The 26,064-nt window shown below is 61.1% G+C and carries 21 protein-coding genes and 1 riboswitch; of the genes, 11 read left to right on the top strand and 10 right to left on the bottom strand.

Annotated features, from left to right (window positions below; genetic code table 11):
• Window positions 1-65: 65 nt before the first annotated feature.
• Both RY113_RS12125 and RY113_RS12130 read left to right on the top strand, forming a co-directional pair.
• The gene (locus RY113_RS12125) at window positions 66-653 is read left to right on the top strand and encodes a TetR/AcrR family transcriptional regulator (protein ID WP_110104434.1); all 588 of its coding nucleotides are present in this window, start codon (window positions 66-68) and stop codon (window positions 651-653) included.
• A gap of 269 nt (window positions 654-922) precedes the next feature.
• Window positions 923-2,377, top strand: coding sequence for an MFS transporter (locus tag RY113_RS12130; RefSeq protein WP_315914760.1), 1,455 nt, complete (start codon window positions 923-925; stop codon window positions 2,375-2,377).
• A gap of 87 nt (window positions 2,378-2,464) precedes the next feature.
• On the opposite strand, the gene mgtE is transcribed toward RY113_RS12130, so the two are convergent.
• On the bottom strand, window positions 2,465-3,823 hold the full coding sequence (mgtE, locus tag RY113_RS12135) for a magnesium transporter (RefSeq protein WP_315914761.1): 1,359 nt from the start codon (window positions 3,821-3,823) through the stop codon (window positions 2,465-2,467).
• A 480-nt stretch (window positions 3,824-4,303) separates the two neighbouring features.
• Here mgtE and RY113_RS12140 point away from each other — a divergent pair, with 480 nt between their 5' ends.
• From RY113_RS12140 to RY113_RS12150, 3 genes are all read left to right on the top strand, one after another.
• Window positions 4,304-5,482: a type III polyketide synthase gene (locus tag RY113_RS12140; RefSeq protein ID WP_110104436.1), complete on the top strand. Its 1,179-nt coding sequence runs from the start codon at window positions 4,304-4,306 to the stop codon at window positions 5,480-5,482.
• 88 nt (window positions 5,483-5,570) lie between these two features.
• On the top strand, window positions 5,571-6,266 hold the full coding sequence (locus RY113_RS12145; RefSeq protein ID WP_315914832.1) for a class I SAM-dependent methyltransferase: 696 nt from the start codon (window positions 5,571-5,573) through the stop codon (window positions 6,264-6,266).
• Window positions 6,259-7,584, top strand: a complete 1,326-nt coding sequence (locus RY113_RS12150; RefSeq protein WP_315914762.1) for an NAD(P)/FAD-dependent oxidoreductase — start codon at window positions 6,259-6,261, stop codon at window positions 7,582-7,584. The genes RY113_RS12145 and RY113_RS12150 overlap by 8 nt, the downstream gene beginning before the upstream one ends.
• Here RY113_RS12150 and RY113_RS12155 read toward each other — a convergent pair.
• The 3 genes from RY113_RS12155 to RY113_RS12165 form a co-directional block, all read right to left on the bottom strand.
• On the bottom strand, window positions 7,528-8,829 hold the full coding sequence (locus RY113_RS12155; RefSeq protein ID WP_315914763.1) for a YibE/F family protein: 1,302 nt from the start codon (window positions 8,827-8,829) through the stop codon (window positions 7,528-7,530). The genes RY113_RS12150 and RY113_RS12155 overlap by 57 nt on opposite strands.
• A 190-nt stretch (window positions 8,830-9,019) precedes the next feature.
• Window positions 9,020-10,009 carry a GNAT family N-acetyltransferase gene (locus RY113_RS12160; RefSeq protein WP_315914764.1) on the bottom strand — a complete coding sequence of 330 codons (990 nt, stop codon included), beginning with the start codon at window positions 10,007-10,009 and terminating at the stop codon, window positions 9,020-9,022.
• A gap of 2 nt (window positions 10,010-10,011) precedes the next feature.
• Window positions 10,012-11,397 carry a glycine--tRNA ligase gene (locus tag RY113_RS12165; protein WP_110104440.1) on the bottom strand — a complete coding sequence of 462 codons (1,386 nt, stop codon included), beginning with the start codon at window positions 11,395-11,397 and terminating at the stop codon, window positions 10,012-10,014.
• 359 nt (window positions 11,398-11,756) lie between these two features.
• Here RY113_RS12165 and RY113_RS12170 point away from each other — a divergent pair, with 359 nt between their 5' ends.
• Window positions 11,757-13,739 (top strand): DUF222 domain-containing protein, encoded by a 1,983-nt coding sequence (locus RY113_RS12170; protein ID WP_315914765.1) that lies wholly within the window; start codon window positions 11,757-11,759, stop codon window positions 13,737-13,739.
• A 45-nt stretch (window positions 13,740-13,784) separates the two neighbouring features.
• Here RY113_RS12170 and RY113_RS12175 read toward each other — a convergent pair whose 3' ends face one another.
• Window positions 13,785-14,972, bottom strand: coding sequence for a beta-propeller fold lactonase family protein (locus RY113_RS12175; protein WP_315914766.1), 1,188 nt, complete (start codon window positions 14,970-14,972; stop codon window positions 13,785-13,787).
• A gap of 101 nt (window positions 14,973-15,073) precedes the next feature.
• On the opposite strand from RY113_RS12175, the gene RY113_RS12180 reads away from it, so the two are divergent.
• The 3 genes from RY113_RS12180 to RY113_RS12190 all read left to right on the top strand — a co-directional run bounded on the left by RY113_RS12180 (window position 15,074) and on the right by RY113_RS12190 (window position 16,376).
• Window positions 15,074-15,421 carry a PadR family transcriptional regulator gene (locus RY113_RS12180; protein WP_179442382.1) on the top strand — a complete coding sequence of 116 codons (348 nt, stop codon included), beginning with the start codon at window positions 15,074-15,076 and terminating at the stop codon, window positions 15,419-15,421.
• Entirely contained in the window at window positions 15,418-16,050 is a 633-nt protein-coding gene (locus tag RY113_RS12185; protein WP_315914767.1) for an HAAS signaling domain-containing protein, read from the top strand. Before RY113_RS12180 ends, RY113_RS12185 begins: the two co-directional genes overlap by 4 nt.
• 95 nt (window positions 16,051-16,145) lie before the next feature.
• Window positions 16,146-16,376, top strand: coding sequence for an RNA-binding S4 domain-containing protein (locus tag RY113_RS12190; protein WP_110104445.1), 231 nt, complete (start codon window positions 16,146-16,148; stop codon window positions 16,374-16,376).
• A gap of 142 nt (window positions 16,377-16,518) precedes the next feature.
• On the opposite strand, the gene RY113_RS12195 is transcribed toward RY113_RS12190, so the two are convergent.
• A complete protein-coding gene (locus RY113_RS12195) occupies window positions 16,519-17,160 on the bottom strand; it encodes an alpha/beta hydrolase (RefSeq protein WP_110104446.1) in 642 nt (213 codons plus the stop codon).
• 140 nt (window positions 17,161-17,300) lie between these two features.
• On the opposite strand from RY113_RS12195, the gene RY113_RS12200 reads away from it, so the two are divergent.
• Window positions 17,301-18,113: an SGNH/GDSL hydrolase family protein gene (locus tag RY113_RS12200; protein WP_315914768.1), complete on the top strand. Its 813-nt coding sequence runs from the start codon at window positions 17,301-17,303 to the stop codon at window positions 18,111-18,113.
• Window positions 18,114-18,154: 41 nt separating this feature from the next.
• Here the strand turns inward: RY113_RS12200 and RY113_RS12205 are convergent, their stop codons facing one another.
• A complete protein-coding gene (locus RY113_RS12205; RefSeq protein WP_315914769.1) occupies window positions 18,155-19,837 on the bottom strand; it encodes a DHA2 family efflux MFS transporter permease subunit in 1,683 nt (560 codons plus the stop codon).
• 169 nt (window positions 19,838-20,006) lie between these two features.
• Here RY113_RS12205 and RY113_RS12210 point away from each other — a divergent pair, with 169 nt between their 5' ends.
• On the top strand, window positions 20,007-20,453 hold the full coding sequence (locus RY113_RS12210) for a hypothetical protein (protein WP_110104447.1): 447 nt from the start codon (window positions 20,007-20,009) through the stop codon (window positions 20,451-20,453).
• A gap of 78 nt (window positions 20,454-20,531) precedes the next feature.
• Here the strand turns inward: RY113_RS12210 and RY113_RS12215 are convergent, their stop codons facing one another.
• The 3 genes from RY113_RS12215 to RY113_RS12225 form a co-directional block, all read right to left on the bottom strand.
• Entirely contained in the window at window positions 20,532-21,638 is a 1,107-nt protein-coding gene (locus RY113_RS12215; protein WP_315914833.1) for a homoserine O-acetyltransferase, read from the bottom strand.
• Between the two features lie 92 nt (window positions 21,639-21,730).
• Window positions 21,731-23,047 (bottom strand): bifunctional o-acetylhomoserine/o-acetylserine sulfhydrylase, encoded by a 1,317-nt coding sequence (locus RY113_RS12220; RefSeq protein WP_110104448.1) that lies wholly within the window; start codon window positions 23,045-23,047, stop codon window positions 21,731-21,733.
• A 75-nt stretch (window positions 23,048-23,122) separates the two neighbouring features.
• Window positions 23,123-23,240, bottom strand: a riboswitch (SAM riboswitch).
• 220 nt (window positions 23,241-23,460) lie between these two features.
• The gene (locus tag RY113_RS12225) at window positions 23,461-26,007 is read right to left on the bottom strand and encodes a Tex family protein (RefSeq protein WP_396334239.1); all 2,547 of its coding nucleotides are present in this window, start codon (window positions 26,005-26,007) and stop codon (window positions 23,461-23,463) included.
• Between the last annotated feature and the right edge of the window lie 57 nt (window positions 26,008-26,064).

The raw sequence follows: 26,064 nt of genomic DNA on the forward strand, positions 1-26,064 counted from the left end.
AGTGCGCGCCGGATGTCTTTAGACTTATTAGAAGCTAATCTCCGTTCAAGAATCAAGGAATCTAAGTGCCTCGCATCTCCCCCACCAAGAAGGCCATTCTGGCTGCCGCGCTGGAGCTCGGTGCGCTGCACGGGATTTCCGGGACCACCATGGATGAGGTGGCCGAAAGCGCCGGTGTGGCCAAGGGAAGTGTTTATTACAACTTCTCTTCCAAGGACAAGCTCTTTGAGGAGCTGTTGACCACGGGAGTGGCTTCGCTCTCGCAGACGCTGCGCACAGCCCGTGAACAAGCTGCGGGGTTTGCCGCGATTGAGGCCATGGTCTCGGACATGCTGGCGCTGATTGCACAGAACAGGGCGTTGGCCAAGCTCATGGCGGCGGAAATTTTCCGCACGGACAGGGTGTGGCAAAATGCGGTATCGGTGTTGCGCCGTGAGGCGGTCAGCGAGTTTGGTGCCGCACTGTTGCCGCTGGTTCCAGCCGGCACTTCTGAGAGCAGCCGCTTACTGATGGCCGGTGGAATCTTCGGGGCCACCCTCATGGGCGGGCTGGAATGGCTATTGTTCAGCCCGGACACCCCCGTGGCGGAGGTATCCGCCGCGATCTTGTTCATTTTCTCGGGCAAGCTGGCCGCAGATGCGCCCAACCCCTAACTCTTCTCACCACCCTTGATCTTGAGTCCGGCTTCTTAAGTCAGGCTTCTTGAGTCCGGCTTCTTGTGGCCTGGCCGGCTTTGGTGCAGATTGGAGAGGAACAGTCCCGGGCGCAGTGAAGATGCCCCCAGGGCAGGCACCCAGGCAGGCACCCAGGCAGGAACGACGGCGGTCCCCGCGTCAGTGCCGTGCTGAACCGGGAGTGGGGGTGGCGCATTCCGTGGGGGTGGCGCATTCCGTGGGGGTGGCGCATTGTGCAGGAGGTGGTGATGGCTGGATCCGGGGTGGGTTTACGGTCCGAGCGGGGCCCTGTTCTACTGGCGCTCATGGTCAGCATGGCCCTGGTGGCCCTGGACTCAACAGTCCTTGCCACAGCGGTGCCGTCTATCGTGGAGAACTTGGGTGGCTTTGCCTCGTTCCCGTGGCTGTTTTCCGTCTATCTACTGGCACAGGCTGTAACGGTCCCGGTCTATGCGAAGCTTTCTGACACGCTGGGGCGCAAACCCGTCATTCTGGCCGGTATCAGCATCTTCATGGCGGGTTCAATCCTGGCCGGGTTCGCGTGGAGCATGCCAGTGCTGATCGCGTGCCGCGTTGTGCAGGGGCTCGGTGCCGGGGCCATTCAGCCGGCCACCACAACCATTGCCGGTGATATATATTCCGTCGAGGAGCGCGCCAAAGCTCAAGGGTATCTCTCCGGGGTTTGGGCAGTTGCCGCCGTGTTGGGCCCAGCCATTGGTGGCCTGTTTTCCCAGTTCGTCAGCTGGCGCTGGATCTTCTTCATAAACGTTCCGGTGTGTTTGGTGGCTATGGTGTTGATCCTCCACTCCTACCACGAGAAGGTGGAACGCCGGCGGGTCCGTATTGATTACCCCGGCACGGTGCTGCTCGCCACAGGAATGTCGCTGATCATCTTGGCTGTGCTTGAGGGCGGCCAGGCATGGGCGTGGGGTTCGCCACTAAGCATCGGTGGTTTTGCGCTTGGCGCCGCCTGCCTCGGCGCCTTTGTCCTGGTTGAACGCCGAACCGCCAACCCGGTTCTGCCTTTGTGGGTACTCTCGCGCCGCCTGCTGTTGAGCACTACGCTGGTCTCCCTCGGCGTCGGGGCCGTGTTGATTGGCCTCAGCTCTTACGTTCCGACCTTTTTGGAAGGCTCCATTGGCACGGTTCCTCTGCTGGCAGGGCTGGCCGTAGCCGCCCAATCCATTGGCTGGCCTATTGCCTCAAGCTTCTCCGGCCGCCTGTACATGCGGTACGGCTTTCGTAACACGGCAGTGTTGGGAATGTCCATCATTGTCTTGGGCGCCCTGGCTCTGGTTATCACCTCTGAGCGTCCCAATGTTGCGGTGGTGGCGGCCTGTTGTTTGGTCATCGGCGCCGGCTTGGGATTCGCTTCCACCCCGGCCATCGTGGCGGCCCAGTCCTCCGTGGGCTGGGGCGAACGTGGGGTGGTGACGGGTTCGAACATGCTGGCACGGGCGGTTGGTAGTTCGGTGGGCGTGGCCATCTTCGGGGCCGTGGCGAATACCATCGTGGCTAACTCCGAAGCTGCTAACTCCGGCGCACCTAACTCAGGAGTGGCCGGCTCCGGCGCTGCTGCAACGGGCCCGGCCACCATCATTGCCTCGGCCCATGGGGTGTTTTTGGCGGTGCTGGTTTGCGCCATTCTGGGGCTCATTGCGGCAGCTGCCATGCCACGAAAAGTCCTAGTAGTCACCGACTAGGTTTTTTCGTTGCTGTCCCCGTGCCCGTGTGTGCTGCGGCATGTCTGCCCTCGGCCCAGCGGCCCAGCAGCCCAAAGGATCAGCGGATCAGAGCCCCAGGATGCTGGTGGCGATCAGGAAGTAAATGATCAGGCCCGTTGCATCCACGAAGGTTGATATGAACGGGTTGGAGAATACTGCCGGGTCCGCACGCACGGCCTTGCCCAGCAGCGGCATGAGCCCGCCAATGCTCGCCGCCATGGTGCACACTCCCAAGAGGGTCAGGCCAATGACCCAGCCAATCGGCACAGTGAATACCAGTGAGGCAATCACGAACCCCAAGGAACCCAGCAGCAGACCGAGGAACGCGCCAACCCTGACTTCACGGGCAAAGACCTTCACGAAGTCACGCGGGCGCACATCGCCCAACGCCAAGGCCCGGGTGATAGTGGTGGCCGCCTGATTGCCGGTATTGCCCCCCGTGCCTATCAGCAGCGGGATAAACAGTGAGAGCACCACTTGTTGTTCCAAGGTTGCCTCAAAGGCGCCAATGACTTGGACGGTGAGCGTGGCGCCCAGTGCCAGTACCAGCAGCCACACCACCCGGGCACGGACGATGGTTCCCACCGGCGTGGCCAGGTATGGACGGCGCAATGGTTCGGTTCCACCGGATCGGGCAGCGTCTTCTGTTTCTGCGTCCTCGAGAATCTGCAGCGCATCATCCACTGTGAGGATACCGACCAGCCGCTCCTCGGCGTCGACAATAGGCAACACCAGAACCTTGGCATCGGCACAGTAGCGGGCGGCTTCTTCCACATCCTCGGTGGCGGGAAAGCTCAGCGGCGCCTTCATGATCTCTGCCACCAGTGCGTCGTCGTCGGCCCTCAACACATCACGCAAGGAGATAACACCCACCAGGTGGCGCCCTGAATCGGTGACGGGAAGAGTGTAGACGCTCTCGGCGTCGTCCAAGTGTGTCCGAACCCTGGCGAAGGTCTCGGCCATGCTCAGGTGCGGGTGAGTGGTGACAAACTCGGGGCTCATGTAGCGGCCCACGGCGCCTTGCGGGTACCCGAGCACAGTGCTGGTCAGCGCCCGCTCTTTCTCATCAAGGCCGGAGATCAGGCGGTTGGCCACGGACGCCGGCAGCTCATCCAGCAGTGCCACCCTGTCATCGGGACTCAGCTGGGCGAAGACCTCGGCAACATCGGCTTCCTGCAGCCCTGAGACAAGATCTGCCTGCAGCGCCGCATCCAGGCGTTCAAAGACCTCAATGGCACGGTCCTTTGGCAGCGTCCTGTAGGCCACCGCCCGCTCAATGGTGTTGAGCCGTTCCAGCTGTTCCAAAATTTCGCTGTTGTTTAGCGGCCGTAATGCCTGCGAAATAGCGGACAGATCGTGATCGTTCAATGCCTTCATCAAAAGCTCGGCGCTGTTCTCAAAGGTCTGGATGGGGTACTTGATCATTCTCCGGGTCCCTCCGGTGGGTGCACACGGGAACGCCCTGCAGTGCTGGCCGCAGGTGTGTGCAGAAATTGTTGTGGGCGTGATGCGCTAAACCGCAACCGCGCAACCAACGACGGCGACCGGGAACCACTGGATTCCCGTCTTTCGGCGGGACAACTCATCCAAGAAAGCACCCCTGGCTCAAGAGTTCGGGGCTCGCGGCGCAGTGCGCGTCTTGGGAATGAAAGTTAGCGTGTTCTCCGATGGCGCAGGCGAGGCTCGCGCGGTGAGGTAGATCGACTAGGTCCGTCGTCCATGCGTGCGGCTCACCTCCAACATTTCAAGGCCCATCCCGGGCGTATTAAGTGGCATCAATCCCCTGTACTGCAAAGGAATTGGCCCTCATTTCATCCTAGGCCACGAGCGGACGGAACCACGAATCACACACTCCCGTATGGGTGACCCATTGTGTTCTGCTCCCGGGGCATCTAAGAATGGACTATGACGGTCACAGTGAGGTCTTTAGAAACTGCAGTTCCCCCCACCATTCTCATCCAGCCCGTGGCACGCGATGTCTTTGCAGCGCAGCCCGGACTGACACGCTTGGGACAGCGTTTGGTACGTACCTGCTTTGACGGAGCCGCCATTGACACCCGGCATACGGCCGTTGCGGAGATGAGCCTTGACTTCGCCGGCCCGGATCCAACCTTTTACGACGGCGCCTCCGGACTCCTTCTCAATCCCACCACCAAAGAACGTAACGATCTGTTCGCCAGCGAAGCATCAGCCTTGTTCATCGAGTGCGCTGCCAAGGCTCTCGCCGCAGCAGAGGGCCTCACGGCCGAGGATATCACCCACGTTGTGACTGTTTCCTGCACCGGATTCTTCAACCCCGGCCCCGATTACAAGATTGTCCGGGCGTTGGGGCTGGCACCTTCGGTGCAGCGCTACCACCTAGGTTTCATGGGCTGCTACGCCGCGTTTCCTGCACTGCGGGCAGCCAAAGCATTTTGCGACGCCGATCCGCAGGCTGTGGTGCTGGTGGTCTCCGTGGAACTCTGTTCCCTTCACGTGCGTACCTCCAACAACCCTGACACCATCATGGGCTCCTCTCTCTTTGCCGACGGTGCAGCAGCGGCAGTAGTCACGGCCAGGGAGCTTGAAACCACCGGCACCTTCTTAGAACTTGATCACTTTGAAACTGTGTTGACCCCTGTGGGTGAGGATTCCATGGCATGGAATATTGGTGATCATGGTTTTGAAATGGTGCTTGATAGCTATGTTCCGAAAATCATTGATGAACACATTGTGGGTGCCCTGGAACCACTTCTGGCTTCCTCCCCCTTGCAAGGGCTGCCCTATAGCGACATCAAGCACTGGGCCATCCACCCCGGGGGCCGCAGTATCTTGGACAAGGTCCAAAGCAAGTTGGCACTTAGCGAGGAGCAATTGGTCCCGGCCCGTGAAACGCTGCGCAACTTTGGCAATATGAGCAGCGCAACAGTGATGTTTGTGCTCAAGCACATTCTGGAACTTCCCCAGCAGTCCGCACGGGAGGATATCTGCGCCATGGCTTTTGGCCCCGGCCTGACGGTGGAATCGGCACTCTTCACGAAAGTGGGCTCGCCATCCTCTCCCCCCACCGAGACTGGGGAACTCGTAACGGCCGGCCATGCCTGAACGGGCACCAGAACCCACGCCAGAACCGGCACACCCTGAACAGCCATCTGAACAGCCATCTGGCCAGCCTTTAGCCAGCCCCCGGTTCTTGGCCGTCAGGGATCAGCAGGCACGGGAGGAAATGGACAATCCGGATTGTGAGCCCACCAAACTAGCCCGCACCTACGCTCAATTCCCCCTCATTAACGCCGTTGTTTCACGCTGGCGCAGCGTCTACAAACAGCTCATTAGGCCGTTGCTGTCAACCACGCACACCACCACGCTGCTGGATATAGGCTGCGGAGGCGGGGACATTCCCGCAGCCTTGGCCCGCTGGGCAGCACGGGATGGGCTCTCACTACAGATCACCGCGATCGATCCCGATCCGCGAGCGATTGGTTATTCCCGCGCTCATTCGGCGCATCCCGGCGTGGAGTTTCGCCAGGCCCACAGCAGTGCCCTGGTCACGGAGGGTGCCGTGTATGACGTTGTCATTTCCAACCACATGCTCCACCACTTATCCGCAGCCGAGCTCACAGACCTTCTGACAGACTCCGCAGCCATGGCTCAGCAGCTGGTGGTGCATAGCGACATTGCCCGCAGCCCGCTGGCCTACGCCGTGTTTTCCGTGGCGACCTGGCCGTTCTTTCCGGGCTCGTTTATCCGCCACGATGGCTTAATCTCCATTCGACGCAGCTACACCGCAGCCGAATTGCGGACCCAGCTGCCACCTGGCTGGTGGGTACAATCAGCGCGGCCTTGGCGCAATCTACTGCGCTCCACCCCTGGGCCACAGCATGTCTGACGCCAAACAGCCAGCGCCTGCCCAGACTGCCCATACTGCCCAGCCAAATCAGCCCCACCAGCCTGCCAAGCCTGCCCAGTCTTCCAAGCCTGCCCAGTCCTCCCAATCCCATCAGCCCCACACGAGCATGTTCGACGTCGTCATTGTGGGCGCCGGACCGGTGGGATTGTTCCTTGCCACGCTGCTACTGCAGGAGGGGCTCTCGGTGCGCATCCTGGAACAACGTTCCTCACCACGCAGCGATTCGCGCGCCATCGGCATTCACCCGCCCGCGCTGGCGGCTCTGGCACTGGCCAAGGTGGAGGCGCCCCTGCTGGCAGAAGGCCTGCGCATCCCCAGCGGTGTGGCCCGCAGCGGCGGCCGTGACGTGGGTTCCATAGACTTCGCACGGGGCGCACCGGAACGCCCCTTTGTTCTGACCCTCAAGCAGGTACGCACAGAGGCCCTGCTGGCCCAGCGGCTCGCAGAGCTGGACCCGAACGCCGTGGTGCGTGGTTTCTGTGTGCAGTCCATCCACGACGGCGGCACCTTCCTCACGCTCTCCGGCGTGGTCGCCTCTAGTGTTGTGGACGCTTCTGTTCGAGACTGCGCTGTTGTGGACGCCCCGGTTCAGGAGCATGTTCAGGGCCGGCTGGTGGTGGGTGCTGACGGTGCACGTTCCGCTGTACGCCGGCTACTGGGCATTCCTACCAGCGGGCGCAACTATCCTGACACGTATTTGATGGGCGATTTTCCCGACACCGGAGACGATGGAAACACTGCAGTGTTGTTTCTGGAGCCAGAAGGCATTCTGGAATCGTTTCCCTTGCCGGGCCGCTTGCGCCGCTGGGTTGTCCACACGGATTCGCTGCTCACGGACGCGGACGCAGCAGACCTTGCACAACTTGTTCGTCAGCGCACGGGGGTGGAACTTGATCCCGGGGCGAACAGTATGCTCAGCGCTTTTGAGGTCCGTACCCGGCTGGCCCGGCGCATGGTCCAGGGCAGGGTGGTGCTGGTCGGAGATGCTGCCCACGAGATCAGTCCCATTGGCGGTCAGGGCATGAATCTGGGGTGGTTGGATGCCGCCGCCGTGGCCCCCATCATCGTCGCTGCCCTGCGGGGTGAGAAAACGGGCAGACGGCTGGCGGAATTTGAGCGGGTCAGGATGGGCGCGGCCCGCACTGCAGCACACCAAGCCCAGCTGAACATGATGCTGGGGCGGAAGTCCCCGGCGCAGTTCTTGCAATTGCGCAACGCAGCCTTGGGAGGGCTGTTCACACTAGGCGTTGTCCAAAACTTTGCTGCCCGGCGCTTCACCATGCACAACATCCGTTGATAGCTGCACGGCCCGGACGCGGCCTGTCGCTTTAACAACAGCCACCGCCACCAAAGTGGTGACAGGGATGGCTAGAACCAGACCAATGGAGCCCACCAGAATCCGTACAATCTCCTCAGCCAGTTCCACTCCAGTCAACGCGAGCAGGAGCTCTTGGTCAAAGAGTGAAACCATTAAGAGCACCGGCAGGGCACTGCCTGCGTAGGCGAAGGCAATGGTGTAGACCGTGGAGGCAATGTGGTCGCGGCCAATTCTCATGGCAGAGGTGAACAACTCCCGGGTACTGGTCTCTGGGGCCAGCTCGTAGAGCTCCCAAACGGCGGAGGACTGGGTGATGGTGACATCATTGAGTACTCCCAATCCGGAGATCACCAGACCACAGAGGATCATGCCGGATAAGGACATGCCCTGGGTCATGTTCAGAAGCTGGTAGCCGTATTCTCCCGAGGTGCCGGTCAGGGCGGCGGCGTCCACCGCCCAAGCTGCCAAACCTGCCGTGACACCCAACCCGAAGAGGGTTCCCAGAAGCGCCGTTGAGGTGCGGGCGGAGAAGCCGTGGGCAAAGTACAGGACACCGAACATGATGGCGCTGGAGCCAGTGAGGGCCACCAGCAGCGGCGGCTGGCCCTGGGCGAGTGCTGGCAGGATGAACCAGGCCAGCACCCCGAACGCTCCTATCAAGCCCACGATGGCTCGCAGTCCTCGCCAGCGGGCTACCGCTACCACCACCACGGCATACAACACCGCCAGTAAACCAATGGGGAAAGTCCGGACAAAATCCATGAAGACGTAGGCGGGGCCGTTTTGTTCAACACCCGTAACAGCCGCCAGGCCGGAGAGATTCAAATATCTGATGGAGTCACCCACGTGGACGCCACGGGATTGCACAATGTCAGGGCTGATGAGCACGGGAACTTCAGCCAGCCCGTCAGCGGCGGTGAAGGCGATGAAGCAGCTACTGCCTAGGCTGCCACCTGCACTGAGTGAGCAATCCTCCGTGACCGTGCGCTGCACAGTTCCAGAATCAATACTGGCCCCTGGCGCTGCGGCATAAGGATTGCCAGCCGCTGCGGGAGAGCCTTCAGTGCTGGGCCACATCAAGGCCATGGCAATAATGGTCAGGATGGCCAGTGGCACCAAGATCCAGCTCAGCAGCACCACAGCCCTGCGGCGCATGGCTTTGCGGCGGCGGAGCTCCGGCCGGCTCAGAGCCGATTCATCAGCGTGCGAATGTGAATGGCCCATGGGCTATGAAAGTCCTTGTGGTTGAGTGCGGTGGTTCATACATGCGGTGCTGAGAAAGCACAGAGAAAGTACAGAGGCGGAGCTGGGCTCCCTCGCGGGCAGCAAGATTTCCGCGGTCGCTAAGCGACCTTGAAAATCCATCCCCGCTCCGGGAGTCCAGCTCCGCCTCCTTAGCCAGCCCGCGCTTTGGTTACTCCCCGAGAACCAGGGTTTCGGTGCCGCGCACCTTGGCCGCACCCACGGAAATCATGGGGTTGACCACGGCACAGAGAGCTTCCATGGAATCGTCCAGTTCCAGCAGCACCGGGTACTGGTGTGTGATCAGCGCCAGCAGATCGTACGCCGACTGCACAGCCTCATCGTGTCCCAGCGTTGGCTCCACGCCGAGGAACACCTCGGAGGCCGTAGCAGCAACTTCCTCAGTGGTCTCAATGTGCCCCTGCGAGTAGCTCAGCGCAAACGCCTGGATCTTGCCTTTTTTGCTTGGGGCAACGGCCGCACCGAAGGCACTGGCAGGCTCGGCCCGCAGAACCAAGGCGCCGTGGGCGCCGGTGAGGTCATCAAGGAACATGCGCTGAACCAGTCCGGGGCTCAGCGGACCTGTGGGATCCCACTGGTTCACGGCCTCGTAGTAACGGCCCACTACCTCAGTCAGTTCCACCGAGCCGGTGGCCAGATCCTGTACCCGGGCCCCGGCTTCTTCCTCGGTACCCTCCCCGAACATGGGCAGCTTCAGTGCGCCGGGGCCCACCTCAACAACCCTGTTCCGCTGCAAAATAGCCAGCCCCATCGCCTCGGCAAACGCCGCGCCCGAGGTGCCGGGGGCAACCTTGGTGCGCAACGCCGTCGTGCTTACCAAACCTGCGGCAAGTGCGCCGTCAGCTTCGCGGCGCAACATGGTGACCAAGGTGGCGCCAACGCCTGCGCGCCGGTGATCCTTGGCAACCTCAACATAAGCCCAGAGGCGTGAGGGGTGCAGCTTGGTGGAATAGACCACCGCGGCCGCGACCGGAATGCCCTGGTCCGTAGCAACGATGGTGCGCCGCCACGGATTGGCATCCTGCGCCGGTACCAGCGCGGCACGGAACGCACCGGCTGGGGCGGAATCGGCGTCTCCCCAGATCTCCAGAAGGGTCAGGTCATCGCCGTCTTGCCACGGCCGGTAACTTAGTTCAGCCATGCTTAGGCACCCAGGAGGCGTGTTGCCAGGTATGCCTGGACCTGGTCCAGGGGTACTCGCTCCTGGCTCATGGTGTCGCGCTCACGGATGGTCACGGCGTTGTCCTCGAGGGTCTCGAAGTCAACAGTGATGCAGAACGGGGTGCCGATCTCGTCCTGGCGGCGGTAACGGCGGCCGATGGCGCCGGCGTCGTCGAACTCGATGTTCCAGTGCTTGCGCAGCGTGTTGGCGAGTTCCTTGGCCTTCGGTGAAAGCTCCTCGTTGCGGGAGAGCGGCAGGACAGCGGCCTTGACGGGGGCCAAGCGCGGGTCCAGCTTCAGCACGGTGCGCTTGTCCACGCCACCCTTGGCGTTGGGGGCCTCGTCCTCCACGTAGGCATCCACCAGGAACGCCATCATGGAGCGGGTCAGGCCGAAGGAGGGCTCGATTACGTAGGGGGTGAAGCGCTCGCCCGTGGCCTGGTTGAAGTAGCTCAGATCCGTGCCGGAGCCCTTGGTGTGTGAGCCCAAGTCATAGTCGGTGCGGTTGGCAACGCCCATGAGCTCACCCCACTTGGAACCTTGGAAGCCGAAGTTGTACTCAAAGTCGATGGTGCCGGCGGAGTAGTGGGCGCGCTCGTCGTCGGGCACGTCAAAGCGGCGCATGTTCTCCGGGTCGATGCCCAAATCGATGAACCAGTCCCAGCACAGCTCAACCCATTCCTTGAACCACTTATCGGCGTCTTCGCCGGGCACAAAGAACTCAATTTCCATCTGTTCGAACTCTCGCGTGCGGAAAATGAAGTTTCCGGGCGTGATCTCGTTGCGGAACGCCTTGCCGATCTGGCCAATGCCGAACGGGGGCTTCTTGCGGCTGGTGGTCAGCACGTTGTTGAAGTTCACAAAGATGCCCTGGGCGGTTTCCGGGCGCATGTAGGCCATGCCGGCGTCGCTCTCCACGGGCCCCAGGAACGTCTTCATCAGGCCGGAGAACAGCTGCGGTTCGGTGAACTGGCCCTTGGTGCCGCAATCCGGGCACACAATCTCTTCCATCCCGTTTTCGGGCTGGCGCTTCTTCTTCGCCGCGAACGCCTCGATGAGGTGGTCCTGACGGTGACGCTTGTGGCACTGGGTGCATTCAACGAGGGGGTCTGTGAACGTGGCAACATGCCCGGAGGCTTCCCACACGGCCTTGGGCAAGATGATGGAGGAATCCAGTCCCACCATGTCCTCGCGGCCGCGCACAAACGACTGCCACCATTCACGCTTGATGTTTTCCTTCAGCTCAACGCCGAGAGGGCCATAATCCCAGGCCGACCGCGAACCGCCGTAAATCTCACCGGCCTGAAAAACAAAGCCGCGACGTTTCGCGAGTGAAATAACCTGGTCTAGCTTGGACTGAGGCGCCACTTATTACTCCTAATACTTACGAGGCCGCTGGGTGCGGTCCGTCCCGCGCTCCACATTACCGGTGGGGGCCCGGTTGGGAGCAATTTTGCTCACTGCGCCACACATCCCCCTTGGTTTGCGCTGCCCTGATGGACGACGGCGGCCCTCAGCTGGAGCGGGGGTCTGGCTGGAGCGGGGTCTGGCTGGAGCGGGTGCTTGGCTGGGTGCCCGGGGCCAGACTCTCGGCGCCTCTTCACGTGCCCCATCAGCCCTTTTCAGTGTGGCGTTGTGCGCTTGACCTCCTTCCTTGGAGAAATATTTATAGAATTTTTCTTCGGGTAACTATTGCGTTTTGATTACTTTGGACTTATCCTGAAGATATGAGTATTCGGGAGGACTTCCCCGGGGACCGGGGCGCTGAAGCCACACAGGATGTGGCCTCGATCCTCGCTGCAATTACTCTTCCTTCCATTGAACCCTTTGGGTCTGACAGTCCAGAGCTTTACGGACTGCAGGGACGCCCTGAGTATCCAGTACCCTTCCCACTGCCCATAACGCAGCTGTCGGTGGCACAGTGCGTCTACAACTCGGGGATGGAAGCCCTGAGCCTAATCAAGCGTCTTGAAGATGCCGTTGCCGGATGTAAGGCAAGGCTGGTAGCGCGGATATCTGGGGCATCAGCCGTTGAGGCCCAACTGCTCCAATTGGATCGGTGGCAGAACGGCGTTGCAGCTTCCTCTGCGGCTACAGAAATGGCTTTGACGCTGGGGATCCCGGAACCAACAGCCGCAGCTTTGGAGCATCACAGCACGGTCTTGGTACAGGAGCATCCAGAGGTACTGGAGGCTCTGGAAGCCGGAATCCTCTCGTGGCGTCACGCCACCATCATCAACGACGAAATCCTGACTCTTCAAGAAACAGCCAGCACCACAGCCGAGGATAAGGCCATGCTAGAGGCCCGGCTGCTGGTGCTCTCCGAAAACACCACGGCGGCATCTTTCCTTGGTAAGGCCCGAAGGGCCAGGGAAAAGATGCATCCGGAAACCATCAGCACCCGTACCAAAGAAGCCTTTGCCAAGCGCAATATCAAATGTGATGCCGGCAAGGACGGCATGTCCTGGCTGACCCTCCACCTGCCAACCATTAGTGCCAGCGCCATTTACACGCGCTGCACCAGTCTGGCCCGCACCATCAAGTCCGACGCCGCAGCAGCACAACGGGTCGCGGACCAAGCCACCGCCGGCAACACCGGAACAAACCAAACCGGAACCACCCAACCCGGGACAAACCAACCAGGGACAAACCAACCAGGGACAAACCAACCCGGGACCGGCCAGGATTGCCGGGAATATAGAACCCTCGAGCAGCTCAGGGCCGATGTTGCCACCCTTCTCTTACTCGGCCAAGAGCTACCCAGCAACAACACCACAACCAACACAGCCACTGTAGGTGCAGCGGGGACTCCGGGCGCGGCAGGTACCGCGGGGACTCCGGGTGCGGCGGGTACCGCGGATACTGCGGGCGCGCCAGGTACCCGCCGGGCTAACACCGGCTCTAGCCAGGAACCGAGTACTGCCGGTAGCCATGGAGTTGGCACTACGGCAACCCAGGAACCGAATACGCAGAAAACTGGCACTTCGGGCCCTCTGGCCACTTATCGTGAGCACGAGGCCGTTTATCTTCAGCAGTTGCATGATCTGGCACGGTCAAGAAGCCTGGTTGATCCACCACTGCCGGAGGCCCTGGTGTTGGTAACGGTTCCCTTCCTGGGATTGCTGGGCCTCACGGATGAACCGGCTGAACTGGCGGGACGTGAAGGAGGGCCAATTCCAGAAGAGATCGCCAGAAAACTACTAAAAAACGCCTCAACGTTCCTGCGAGTTTTGACCGATCCCATTACGGGAGCACCGCTGCCGCTGGAACCACAGCGATACACCCTAAGAGCCGCAGAAAAGGTGGTTCTCCAGGCCCTGGCAGGCGGCTGTTACATACCAAACTGCCCCAACCCCGTCATGGACACCGAGTTGGACCATCTACGGGCCTTTGAATTCGGAGGAGCCTCCACCCTGGCCAATGTACGCCCGGCCTGCAAACGCCACCACATCATGAAGCATCTTAAGGATGACAAAGACCGGCATGGGCGCCGGCGCTCCATCAATGAGCCCGAGAGGAACGGCTTGAAAGTGCGTGGCTGGACACCCAAAGTGAACCCGGACGGCAGAATTGGCTGGATCATGCCCAGCGGCACCTATCAGCCACCCCTGAACAACGATCCCCCTGTGCCGCACTATCCAACATGGCTCAAAAAGATCATCGCCCACTCGCTAACGCGCAGCAGAACTCCTCGAAGCAATGATGCCTAGCCCCACCCGCGGCGAGTCTGGAATTTAGAGGATCGGCACCATCGCTTAGAGGATCGGCACAACCGGCACAACGCAGGCGGGGCTGGCAAAGTTCACCATCTGCACCGGACCCGCCTCTGGAAGACCTCGCTCGTCAAGGACAAAGACGGCTATCTGGTCGGAATGCTGGTTGGCCACATAGAGCTTGTGATTACCTTGGCCGGCTCTCACCACAGCGAAGTGCCGTGGCCATCTGCCTCCGCTGGAGACTTGGCGCAGGAACTCAGGAGGCCTTGCAATGCTCCTTATGTCCGGGTTGGCCGGCAGGCCAGTCACGTCCAACACCACTATTGTGTTGGGTCCCCGTACCGCGGCATAGAGCAACTTACCATCGGCTGAGAGCTCAATGTGGGACGGGAAAAACTCCGTGGAAGCCGCAATCTCTGCGGCCGATTCGGCCAGTGGCACCCTGAACAGCCAGCGCCAAGAATGCCCATCCTCGCCCTGCTCCGCCGTTGGCACAGGCGCATCACCAGAGCGTGCGAGAAGGGCCCGCTGCAACACGTGAAGGTGCCCGTCCAACTCACCGGCAACCAGCAGATAGTCCCCCCGGAGCGCAACATGGCGTGGTCCCGTGCCCGGCGGAAGTTCAGCAGATACTATCCGCACCCGGGAACTGGCCGAATATTCATCCACCCTGTCGGCACCAAGATCACTTACCAAGACGGTTCCCCATGCAGTGGCTGTAACCTGGTGGGCGTGCGATTCTCCCTGCCGCCCGGACACCGGACCCCTGCCGGGGTGGGAAAGGAGTTCTGGAACTTCGGCCGCTGTTCCATCCAACAGGCCGGCAAGGGGCACCACGGCGGCAGTTCCTGATGAGTAGTTCGCTATCCATGCAGCATCGTCAACGATGGCTACGTGGCAGCTATCGGCGCCACCGCTGGAAGCCCTGCCCAAAACTTCCAAGGTCTGCATGTCCAGGGCCACGACGTTGCCATGTGGCAGTTCCTCAACAGCGATCACCATGCCTTTGCCGTTGCCCATCACGGAGTGGCCCACGACAGACTGGTCCACGACGGAGTGGGTCATGACGGAGCGCGCCATGAAGGATGGGTTTGTCACAGCTACTGCTTCCGCCTGACGCTCCCCCACAACACCGTCGGCCAGCAGCTCATAGCGAGCAATCCCCGGTCCTGTTCCGGAGCCTGCCTCGGTATAGCCGCTGACAAGAAGTGATGGGACTGCTGTCATGGAGGGCTCCTCAGACGGTAAAAGGTACGTTTCATCCACGGTATCCCGCCCACCCAAATATGTGGTTGCATGACTCAACATCACAAGGTACTGTGCATTGCATGGTACTCAATGACACTGTCAGCACCAATCTTCGCAAGGGGGTTTTGGAGTATTGCGTACTTGCTTTGATCGGCCGCGGGGAAATGTACGGCTTAGACATTGCCAACGGCCTCCAGCGCCGGGGGCTGCTCACCAGCGAAGGAACGCTCTATCCCCTGTTGGCACGGCTGCGCCGCAACGGACTGGTGGAAACCAGCTGGCGTGAATCCGCCCAAGGCGCACCACGGCGCTACTACACGCTGACAGCCACTGGCCAGGAATCGCTCACTGCCTTTGCCAGCATCTGGGAGACCTTCAGCACCGCCGTCTCCGACACACTCGACTCATCAACCGGAGGAACACCATGAAACACGCCACCGACAGTCCGGAAGTCGGCAACTACCTGGCTGCTCTCGAAGCCCGGCTTACCCACCTGCCCGCCGATCAATCGGAGGAAATCCTGTTCGGTGTGCGCGAGCACATTGCCGAAGCAATGGCACGAGGTTCCCAATCGACGGCCGAGGTAATCGCGTCTCTGGGCAGCCCCGATGATGTGCTCACCGGTTACCTTGCGGACACTCCCCCGCCGGTCCTCCAGCAGCCGATAGCCCCGCCTACGGCGCCACAGAACTACCAATCCTCAACTCTCTGGGTGGTTGCGACAGTCATCCTGCTCCCCTTTGGCGTCTTCCTTGCCGGAATCGGCTACCTGTTCGGATTGGCCGGATTGTGGATGGGGACACGGTGGAAACTCTGGGAAAAAATCATGGGAACGTTGCTCTTCCCCGGCGGGATGCTCGGCGCCTTCTACGCGACCTTCATGCCCTTCTGGGTTGCGCCCGTGTCCGTGCGGGAAGATACTGCCGAAGCCACCATGTCGAACCCTGTATTGCCCGGTATGGGCTTGATCGCTGGGGTGGCCATGATGTGCCTCCCAATTATCGTCGCAGTGTATTTGTTGATGGTCGGCTTGCGCCGCGGCGGCAAACAACCATAAGGCACGCCCGAATAAGCAAGGCCCGAATCATCCCCGCGCACATCCCCGGGGACATCACGTCACCGAACCGCCTAGAGATGCGGCACAATTAACCCATGAGTGCACACGAGATCATTGACATCCCCATCCGCGACGACATGATCCGCCTGGGCCAGCTGCTCAAGCTTGCCAGCCTGGTTGAAGACGGTGTGGAGGCCACCGAGCTCATCAAGAACGGCCTGGTCAAGGTCAACGGTGAGATTGACGACCGCCGCGGCCGCCAGCTCCACCATGGTGACACTGTCACCGTGAACGGAGAAAGCGTCCGCATCACCGCGGGCGGCTAGATTCCGCACGGATCCGGTTGCAGAGGAATCCTGCGATCAACCGATCCGTTGACTAATGGATCCACCGCACGCGCAAACGGCGGGCACCCCAGTAGGGTGCCCGCCGTCGTGCTTGGCGGAACTCCTATGTGACGCTCAGCGCCTAGGACGGATTCAGGACCTTGTACTGCAGGAATTCGCCCACATGCGCAATCTCCTGGGCATTGATGCCGTGATACATGCCCGAATACAGGACTTTAGTGAGCTTTGCGTGCCCATGCATCCAGGTGTTCGTGGCCTCGATGGCGCTCTCGGGGATCACCGGGTCAGCCTGATCGCGGCCCCAGAAAATCTCCGGTTTGCGCGCTGCCACGGCGGCATCGTCAAAGAACGGATCGCCCTCCGCATCAACCACAAATCCGGAGAGTCCCACCACGGCGGCATAATCCGCCGGCCGGTGGCGCAGCAAGGACGTTGCCATGCACATCCCCTGCGAGAAGCCCAACAAGCTCACCGAGGTGTGCTGCTCACGCACCGCATCAAGCCACAGTTCGACGGCGGCCGCGGACTCCGTCACAGCGCTCACCGAATAACTCAGATCGTTGCGCAACGGGAACCATGCGTATCCCGGCCCGGCTGCCAGCGGGGCCCTCACCGAGGCAATGGTGAAGTCGGGCGGCAGTTGAGCTGCCAACGAAAACAAATCGGCCTCATCCGCGCCATAGCCGTGGAATATCACCAGCAGGGGAGTTCGCGCACGCTCATTCTCGGGACGGGACCAAAGGACTGTAGGGGTTTCATTCATGGGCCCATCTTTCCATGCCGTGCGGGCGGGCCTTTCTACATCGGGCAGACCATCTCTCCATGTCGTGCCTTCCACATCGGCCGGCACGGCAAAAAAGTAGGGGGTGGCGCCACCGGCATGTTACCGGGCAGTATTAGGGTGTGAATGATTCATTGCATCAGCATCCGTGGTCCCGCTATGTCGCCTTGGGTGACTCTTTCACCGAAGGCATCGGTGACCCCGAACCGAACAGCCCCGGCGGCTACCGCGGCTGGGCGGACCGTCTTGCCGAGGAGCTCAGCCGCGGATCCGATGATTTCAAGTACGCCAACCTGGCCGTTCGCGGCCGCATGCTGGGCCAGGTTCTCAATGAACAACTTGAGCCTGCGGTTGAGCTCAAACCCGATCTGATCAGCATCTCCGCTGGCGGCAATGACCTGATCCGCCCGGGTTCGGACCCCGATGCCCTGGCCGAGAAGCTTGATCGCGCCGTCGCAAAAATGGCGGCTACCGGCGCCACCGTGCTGCTCTTTAACGGCCCCGACATCCGCGATACCCCGGTCTTGGGCATGGTGCGCGGCCGGGTGGCCATCTATAACGAGAACCTGCGCACCATCGCGGCCCGGCACGACGCCGTTATTGCCGACATGTGGTCTCTGCGTGGGCTGTTGACACCACAAATGTGGGCTGATGACCGCCTGCATTTTGCACCATTGGGGCACCACACTGTCACCATGATGGCCCTAAAGGCGTTGAACGTTCCAAATTCGCTTGTGCCTGAGGTCCCCAAGCCGCTGCCCGTGCAGAAATGGCAGACGGCGCGGGCCGAAGACCTTGTCTGGGCCAAGGCATATCTGATGCCCTGGGTGCTGCGTAGGCTCCGCCACCAATCCTCCGGCGACGGCATCACCGCCAAGCGCCCCACCCCGGGACCCGTGTTCGGGCAAGTCCCCGGAAGCATTCACAGGGAGTAAGCGCTCCACGAGTGGCTAGGCGTCCGGCGCCAGTAATGTGGCTAGGCGTCCGGCGCCAGCTCAGCTCGAGATCCTTGGCCAAACCCACCCTCACCGATCCCGCTGTCCGCTTTTTCGTGTTTGCCGTGCAACTCGTGCCTGCCATGCTTCTCAGGAAAAGCGGCAGAGGTGGAGAACGGTTCGAAGGAATCCTCGGGCGTGGTTACGGGAGCAAGGTGCGCACCCGTGTGTTGTGGCTCCGTAGCTTGCGGATTTGTAGGGTGTGCGTCGGCGTGGTGCCGGCGAAAGAGCAGCGCTGACATTAGCGCACCGAATGCGAAGAAACCTGCTGCCCACCAATACGCCACGCTGTAGCTGTGCACGGCAGCCTGGGCCAGAACCTCGGGCGTGACCGGCAGATGCGAGGCGGCATAAGCCGTGGCTGCCGTGGCCGCAAGAGTGTTCAAAAGCGCCGTCCCAATGGACCCGCCCACCTGCTGGCTCGTGTTCACCATGGCCGATGCCACGCCGGCAAAGTCGCCCTCCACACCGTAAGTTGCTGTCTGGATGGAAGTGGGCATGATCAGACCCAAACCAAAACCGACAATCATCAGCGCGGGCAACAACCCGCCCGCATAGCTGCTCTCCAAGCCCAACCGGGTCAGAGCCACCAAGCCAATGCAGGCCACGATCATACCTGCCGGCACCACAATTTTCGGGCCCAGTTTGGGCAGCAGCAGATTCGTGGCCAGCTGCGCGGCCACAATTAGCGTGCCAATCATGGGCAGAAAACCGATACCCGCTTGTATGGGCGAATAATGCAGGGACGTTTGCACGTAGTAGGTCACGAAGAGGAAGATCCCAAACATGCCGGCACCGGCAATCAGGACAGAGATGAAAGCGGCGCCGCGGTTACGGTCCAGCACAATCTTCAGGGGCAAGAGGGGGTGGACGGCCCGGCGCTGCCAGAGCACAAAAATACATAAAAGCACTGCGGCACCCACAAGCATGCCCCAAGTCAGCGGCGAACCCCAGCCGTGGGTTTCGGCGTTGGAAAAGCCGTAAACAATGGAGAAAAGACCGGCTGAGACGAGGATGGTACCGGGCAAATCCAGCTTGGGCCGGGGTCCCCCGCCGCGGGATTTATCAATGAAAATACTCGCCATGATCACGGCGAAGAAGGCAATGACAACATTGATGTACAAGTTCCAGCGCCAGTTCAAATCTTCCGTGACAAAGCCACCCACAAGAAGCCCAACGGCGCCTCCGGCACCAGCAATGGCACCGAAGACTCCAAAAGCACGCGAACGTTCCTTGGGAATGGTGAACGTGGTGGTCAAAACTGCCAGCGCAGTGGGGGCCAGCATTGCGCCCAGCGCGCCCTGGAGGGAACGGGCAAAAATGAGCATCCCGAAGCTAGTTGAAGCGCCACCGAAAGCAGAAGCCGAAGCGAAGCCAACCAGCCCAATGAGAAACATCCGTTTGCGGCCCACCAGATCAGATAACCGCCCACCCAAGAGCAGCAAGCTGCCAAAAGCGAGCGTGTAGGCCGTGATAACCCATTGACGTTCACCGTCGCTGAAGCCCAGATCATGTTGGGCGGAGGGCAGCGCAATATTAACCACCGTAGTGTCAAGAACCACCATGAGCTGAGCCAGGGCCACGGTGCCTAGGGTCCACCACCGCCGGCTCGAGAGGAGCGCGGTAGCGCTGCCTCCGGTGATGGTGCTTTGCAGGTGTGCCATAGCCGCCACAGTAGAGGAAAAGAATGCGCACAGGGATCCTTTTTCTCTGCGAGTTCGCACTGAAAACACGTTCTGTTCATCCCGGGAGTCAAACGGCGTATCTACCAGCTTTCACGGATAGGATGAGTACGGCAACTATCTCAGCTGCCGTACTCGGAAGAGGTGTCACGTGCCGGTCCTATTCGCGTCCGTTGCAGCGGTCAGTAGCGCCGCTTCTTCATCGTCCTCCTTCAATATCCAACCGTTCTTTGTGCTGATAATAGTGGGCATTGCTCTCTTAAGTACCTTCATCAAGGCTGCCGCCCGCAAGCGGAACAACAAACAAAACAACAATCAGTACCCTAATAATCAGCACACCCCGAATTCCGCCGGCAGAACGGGCGTTGCCCACCCGCAAATGAACGCCCCTTACGTGGGCACCTTGCTCAATGGTGTTCCGATGCGCAACTATGACACTGCGCACGGGCACCAAACCACAGGTTTCGCCAACGAGCGCATGAAGGCCGAGGCAGAGCTGAAACGCCAACTCGATGCCTTGGATGCAGCCCGCCGCAATGGCCAGGTCACCGCCGAACAATACGCGGTGCACCGCGAGGCCATCTTCAAGAACTTCTAGCACTTCAAGAACAAAAAAGTTGCTGGTCTCCCTGAACGGGGGACCAACAACTTTTTTTTGTGCCGCTTCGGCTTTGAGCTACTGGGCCCTGAACAGGGATGCCGCTAGCAGGTCACCCACCGCGTCCACTTCGGTCAAGAAACCGTCATGGCCAATGGGTGAATCAATGCTGGCAACCACAACATTTCCAGGCAGCGCTGCCGCGAGCTCCTCCGATTGGGTGGGGAAATACAACCTGTCGCTGTTGACCGCAGCCACCATGAATTCCACCCCTGAGGCCACTTTCAAGGCCTGTTCCAGGCTCCCCCGGCCACGGCTCGCATCGTGACTCATGAGCGCTTCGGTAATGACAATGTAACTATTCGCGTCAAAACGGCCCACCAACTTGTGCGCCTGGTGGTCCAGATAGCTCTCGATCTGGAACTGTCCCCCCACCTCCGGGGCGAGCCGCACGTGGCTGATGGTGCCGCCGTCGTCCTGGGATTTACGGCCAAACCGTTGACCCATTTCAGGCTCAGACCTGTAGGTGATGTGCGCGATCCGCCGGGCCAGTCCCAGACCTGTGGTGGGGGCAGCGCCGTCGTAATAGTCGCCGCCAACAAAATGCGGATCCTGCCGGATGGCCAGCACCTGGGCCTGGGCGAAGGCAATTTGCTCGGCAGTGCTGGAGGCACAGGAAGCGACGACGGCGCAACGGCGCACCTTTTCGGGGTACATGAGCGCCCACTCCAGTGCACGGGCACCGCCCATGGAACCGCCAATGACCGCATGCCACGAGGTGACGCCCAGGCGCGACGACAACCGGGCCTCGGCCTCGACAGAATCACGGATGGTGATGAAGGGGAACCGGGAACCGTAGGGTTTGCCGTCCTCCGCAATACTGGAGGGGCCGGTGGTTCCGTAACAGCCGCCCAGCATGTTGGCGCACACCACAAAGTACTTATTGGTGTCAATAACGGCGCAGGGGCCAACGAGGCCTTCCCACCAACCATCTTCCTCGGACTCGCCCCTGCTGACGTGCGTGCTTCCGGTCAATGCATGTTGGATCAGCACGGCATTGTCACCGGCGGCGTTCAATGTCCCCCAGCATTCAAAAGCCATGGTCACCGAGGGCAGCACGCCCCCGGCCTCTAGGGGAAGGGCGCCGATCTCGATCGAGCGCAACACACCTCCGCCTTGTCCCACAGCTGCACAGAAGTCCTCACCAACAGGTTGCGCCGCGGCAGCAGCGAACCCCGAGGACAACAAGCCCTTACCCACAGCCCGTCCCACGCGGATCACGCCGATTTTGCGGCGCGGAACCCGGCTTCAAGGTCAGCGATGATGTCTGCAACGTTTTCCAAACCCACCGACAAGCGCACCAGACCCGGCCGTACACCTGCGGCCAGTTGCTGCTCCGGCGTGAGCTGGGCGTGGGTGGTGGAAGCGGGGTGGATGACGAGGGAACGCACATCACCTAAGTTAGCCACCAGCGAGTGCAGCTCCAGGCCGTCAACAAAACGCTTGCCAGCCTCGAGCCCTCCCAAGATGTCAAAACCGATGATGGCACCAGTGCCGTTGGGGCCGTACTTGCGACCGCGCTCAAACCAAGGGCTGGAGGGAATGCCCGCGTAGGCCACAGCCTCCACGTTTTCATTTCCTTCCAGCCACTGTGCCACCGTGACGGCGTTGCTGACGTGCCGTTCCACGCGCAGGCTCAGCGTCTCGATGCCCTGAGCGATCAGGAAGGCGTTGAACGGGGAAATTGCTGCTCCCAGGTCACGCAGCAACTGCACACGAGCCTTGAGAATGTAAGCGAGATTGGCACCTAGTGCGCAGCCCACACCCAAGTCACGGGCATAGACCAGACCGTTGTAGCTTTCATCCGGGGTGTTGAAGCCGGGGAACTTCTCCGGGTTTGCAGCGAAATCAAACTTGCCGCCGTCAACTATTACCCCGCCAATGGCCGTACCGTGCCCGCCGAGGTATTTGGTGGCGGAGTGGATGACAATGTCCGCACCCCATTCCAGCGGGCGGATCAGGTACGGGGTGGCCAGAGTATTGTCCACAATCAGCGGCACACCGGCCTCGTGGGCAATCGCGCTGATGTTTTCCAGGTCAAGGACGTCCTGGCGCGGGTTGGAGACCGTCTCGCCGAAGAAGGCCTTGGTATTGGGCTGCACGGCGGCACGCCACTGATCCAGGTTATCGGGATCGGCAACGAAGGTGACCTCAATGCCGAGCTTCTTCAGCGTGTGGGCCAGCAGGTTGAACGTGCCACCGTACACGCTGGGGCTGGAGACAATATGGTCCCCGGACTCGGCAATGTTCAAGATGGCGAACGTGGTGGCGGCCTGCCCCGAGGCCAGCATCAGCGCACCAACGCCGCCTTCAAGGCTCGCGATGCGGTCTTCAACAACGGACGTGGTGGGATTGCCCAGGCGCGTGTAGATGGGCTCCAACTCGGTCAACGCGAAGCGGGCGGCAGCGCTCTCTGCGGACGGGAAGACGAAAGACGTGGTCTGATAAATGGGGAGGGCACGGGCGCCGGTGGTGGCGTCGGGCTCCTGACCTACGTGGATCTGACGGGTTTCAAATGACCAACCGTTGCTCATGGTTGTTTCCTTCACACTAGAGGCCTACGGCAAAGGCCCTCCACCGCGCCATGCGGGAAGGGCCTGAACGGATATGGCCCGCGCTTGCACCTCAAACCGGATGGTTCGGTGCCAGGTCTTCACCCGGGGCACCCCGCCGCGGAAGGAGGGTTGCCGGTCAGCAAGCCGGGGCTATTCGCTGACACTCATGACCTGCCTCCAGTGTGAAAGAATGCCCAAGATTTCGCAAGAATATGACGAGTTTATGACTTTGTGCGAATATCTGCGTGGAATTTGCGCAAGAGAGAGCTTTAGGGCGAATTAGTCACTGATATTGGAGAGATTTTTCTCCCTACATGGCGCCCGGCAGAGTTTTGGGCGCAAATCGGGATCATTTTCCACTGGCTTGTCCGGGCGGGCCGGTAAGCGAGTGGCTACTTTCCTAGGCCTGCCCGGCGCAGGGCTTCTGCCATGGCTGTACTGGCTGTGTTGGCTGTACTGGCTGTGTTGGTGGTATTAGCCGTATTGGTGGAGGTGCCCGTCCCTCTATCCCGGGGCTGCCCGCCTTGGCGGCCCTGCGATCCCGGATTCCCCTGCCGGCGCTGGCCGCTAGCTCCACTCTTCGGAGCCGGGCTGCCACTCTTGGCCGCCGGGTTGCCACTTTGGGGCGCACTGCGCGCAGGTGAGGGACCTCCGGGCGTGCGGGAGCCGGCGTCGGGCTTGGCGTTCCTCTCCCCGGCTTGATCATCAAGGCGCAGCGTCAAGGAGATGCGTTTGCGCTCGGGCTCAACTTCTAGAACCTTCACCCGCACCACTTGACCGGATTTAACCACGGTGTGCGGGTCCGAAACGAAGCTGTTGCTCATGGCTGAGACGTGGACCAGCCCGTCCTGGTGGACACCAATATCGACGAAGGCTCCGAAGGCGGCCACGTTCGACACGGTGCCTTCTAGAATCATGCCGGGGCGCAGATCGGTGATCTTCTCAATGCCCTCAGCAAAGGTGGCAGTCTCAAAACGGGGCCGGGGATCACGGCCAGGCTTTTGCAACTCGGAGATGATGTCAGCAACCGTGGGCAGACCAAAGTCACCGTCCACGAAGTCGGCCGGGTTCACGCCACCCACGGCCCCAACGCCTCCGGCAATATCGTGGGCCCCTGCACCCACTGCAGCGAGGATTTTACGTGCCACACCGTACGCTTCAGGGTGCACACTGGAGGCATCCAGCGGCTCCGCTCCCCCGGAGATCCGCAGGAACCCGGCACACTGCTCAAAAGCCTTGGGCCCCAACCGCGCCACCTTGAGCAGTTCGCGCCGCTTGCTGAAGGGCCCGTGCTGGTTCCTGTGAGCCACAATATTCTCGCTCAACAAGGGACCCACCCCGGCCACCCTCGCCAACAACGCAGGTGAAGCAGTATTCAGGTCCACCCCCACGGCGTTGACACAGTCTTCTACGACGGCGTCGAGGGAGCGGTCCAGCTTGGCCGGCGTCAGATCATGCTGATACTGCCCCACCCCAATGGATTTGGGTTCGATCTTGACCAGTTCAGCCAGCGGGTCCTGTAGCCGGCGAGCAATCGAGACAGCGCCGCGCAAAGACACATCCATGCCAGGCAGTTCGGCACTAGCCAAGGCGGACGCCGAATAGACGGACGCGCCAGCTTCGGAGACCACCAGCTTGGTGACCTTTCGCTCGGGATTGATCCGCTTGAGCTCAGCCACAAGTTCAGTGGCCAACCTGTCAGTTTCACGGCTCGCCGTGCCGTTGCCAATAGCAATCAACTCAACGTCATACCTTTGCGCCAGTGATACCAGGGTTGCCAGGGATTCGTTCCAGCGATTTACCGGTGCGTGCGGGTAAATGGTATCCGTTGCCGCTACTTTGCCGGTCCCGTCCACGAGCGCCACCTTGGTACCTGTGCGCAGGCCCGGATCAAGGCCCAAGGTGGAGCGGTTTCCGGCCGGGGCGGCGAGCAGAACATCGCGCAGGTTTGCAGCAAAGACCCGCACTGATTCCTCTTCTGCACTCTGGAACAAGCGCACGCGCAGGTCCACCGAGAGGCGGGTCAGGATGCGTGTGCGCCACGCCAGCTTGGCACTGGTCACGAGCCAGGAGTCGGCAGCGCGGCCGGATTCGGCAATGCCAAGTGAGTGGGCCACGGCGTTTTCATACTTGGCGCGGGCCTGCACTTGAGCGTCTGCATCGCGGGTATCACCCTCTGCCAAATCCAGTGAGAGCACACCCTCTTTTTCACCGCGCAACAGGGCCAATACCCGGTGGCTGGGCAGGGTGTGCGGCGGCTGTGCGAAGTCAAAATAGTCCTTGAACTTCTCCCCGTCGGAGCTCTTGCCCGCCTTGACGGAGGACCGCAGCCGGCCAGTTTTCCAGAGCCGTTCACGCAGCTCGCCCACCAAAACCGCGTCCTGACCAGCACGTTCAATCAGGATGGCTCGGGCGCCGGCAAGCGCGTCATCGGCTGTGTCCACACCGCGTCCGGCATCCACGAAGGCGTCAGCCTCTACGGCCGGGAACTTTGAGGGGTCCGCCAGCAGCGCGTCGAGCAAAGGCTCCAGACCCGCTTCCCTAGCCGTATCCGCCTTGGTCTTGCGGGTGGATTTGTACGGCAGGTACAGATCCTCCAGCTCCGATTTTGTGGCGGCAGTCTCCACCGATCGGCGCAGCACCGCGCTAAGTTTGCCCAGCCCGTGGATGGTCTCCAGCACCACCATGCGGCGGGCCTCTAGCTCACGCAGATAACGCAGCCGCTCCTCCAGATCACGCAATTGCGTGTCATCGAGGGTCCCGGTGACTTCTTTTCGGTACCGGGCAATAAAGGGCACGCTCGCGCCGTCGTCCATCAAGCCAATGGCAGCCCGCACTTGGGCGGCGCGCACACCCAACTCGGCGGCAATGGCGGTGGCTATACGCTCGGCCACGGTTGCGGCGGTGGGCAGATTCAAGGGTGCATCAGTCTCAGTCACCTTATCAATTCTGCCCCACCGGCAGAGTTCGCGCAGCACCCCAACATCAGACGTCCC

The sequence above is a fragment of the Arthrobacter sp. lap29 genome (assembly GCF_032458965.1).
Lineage (GTDB): Bacteria > Actinomycetota > Actinomycetes > Actinomycetales > Micrococcaceae > Specibacter > Specibacter psychrochitiniphilus.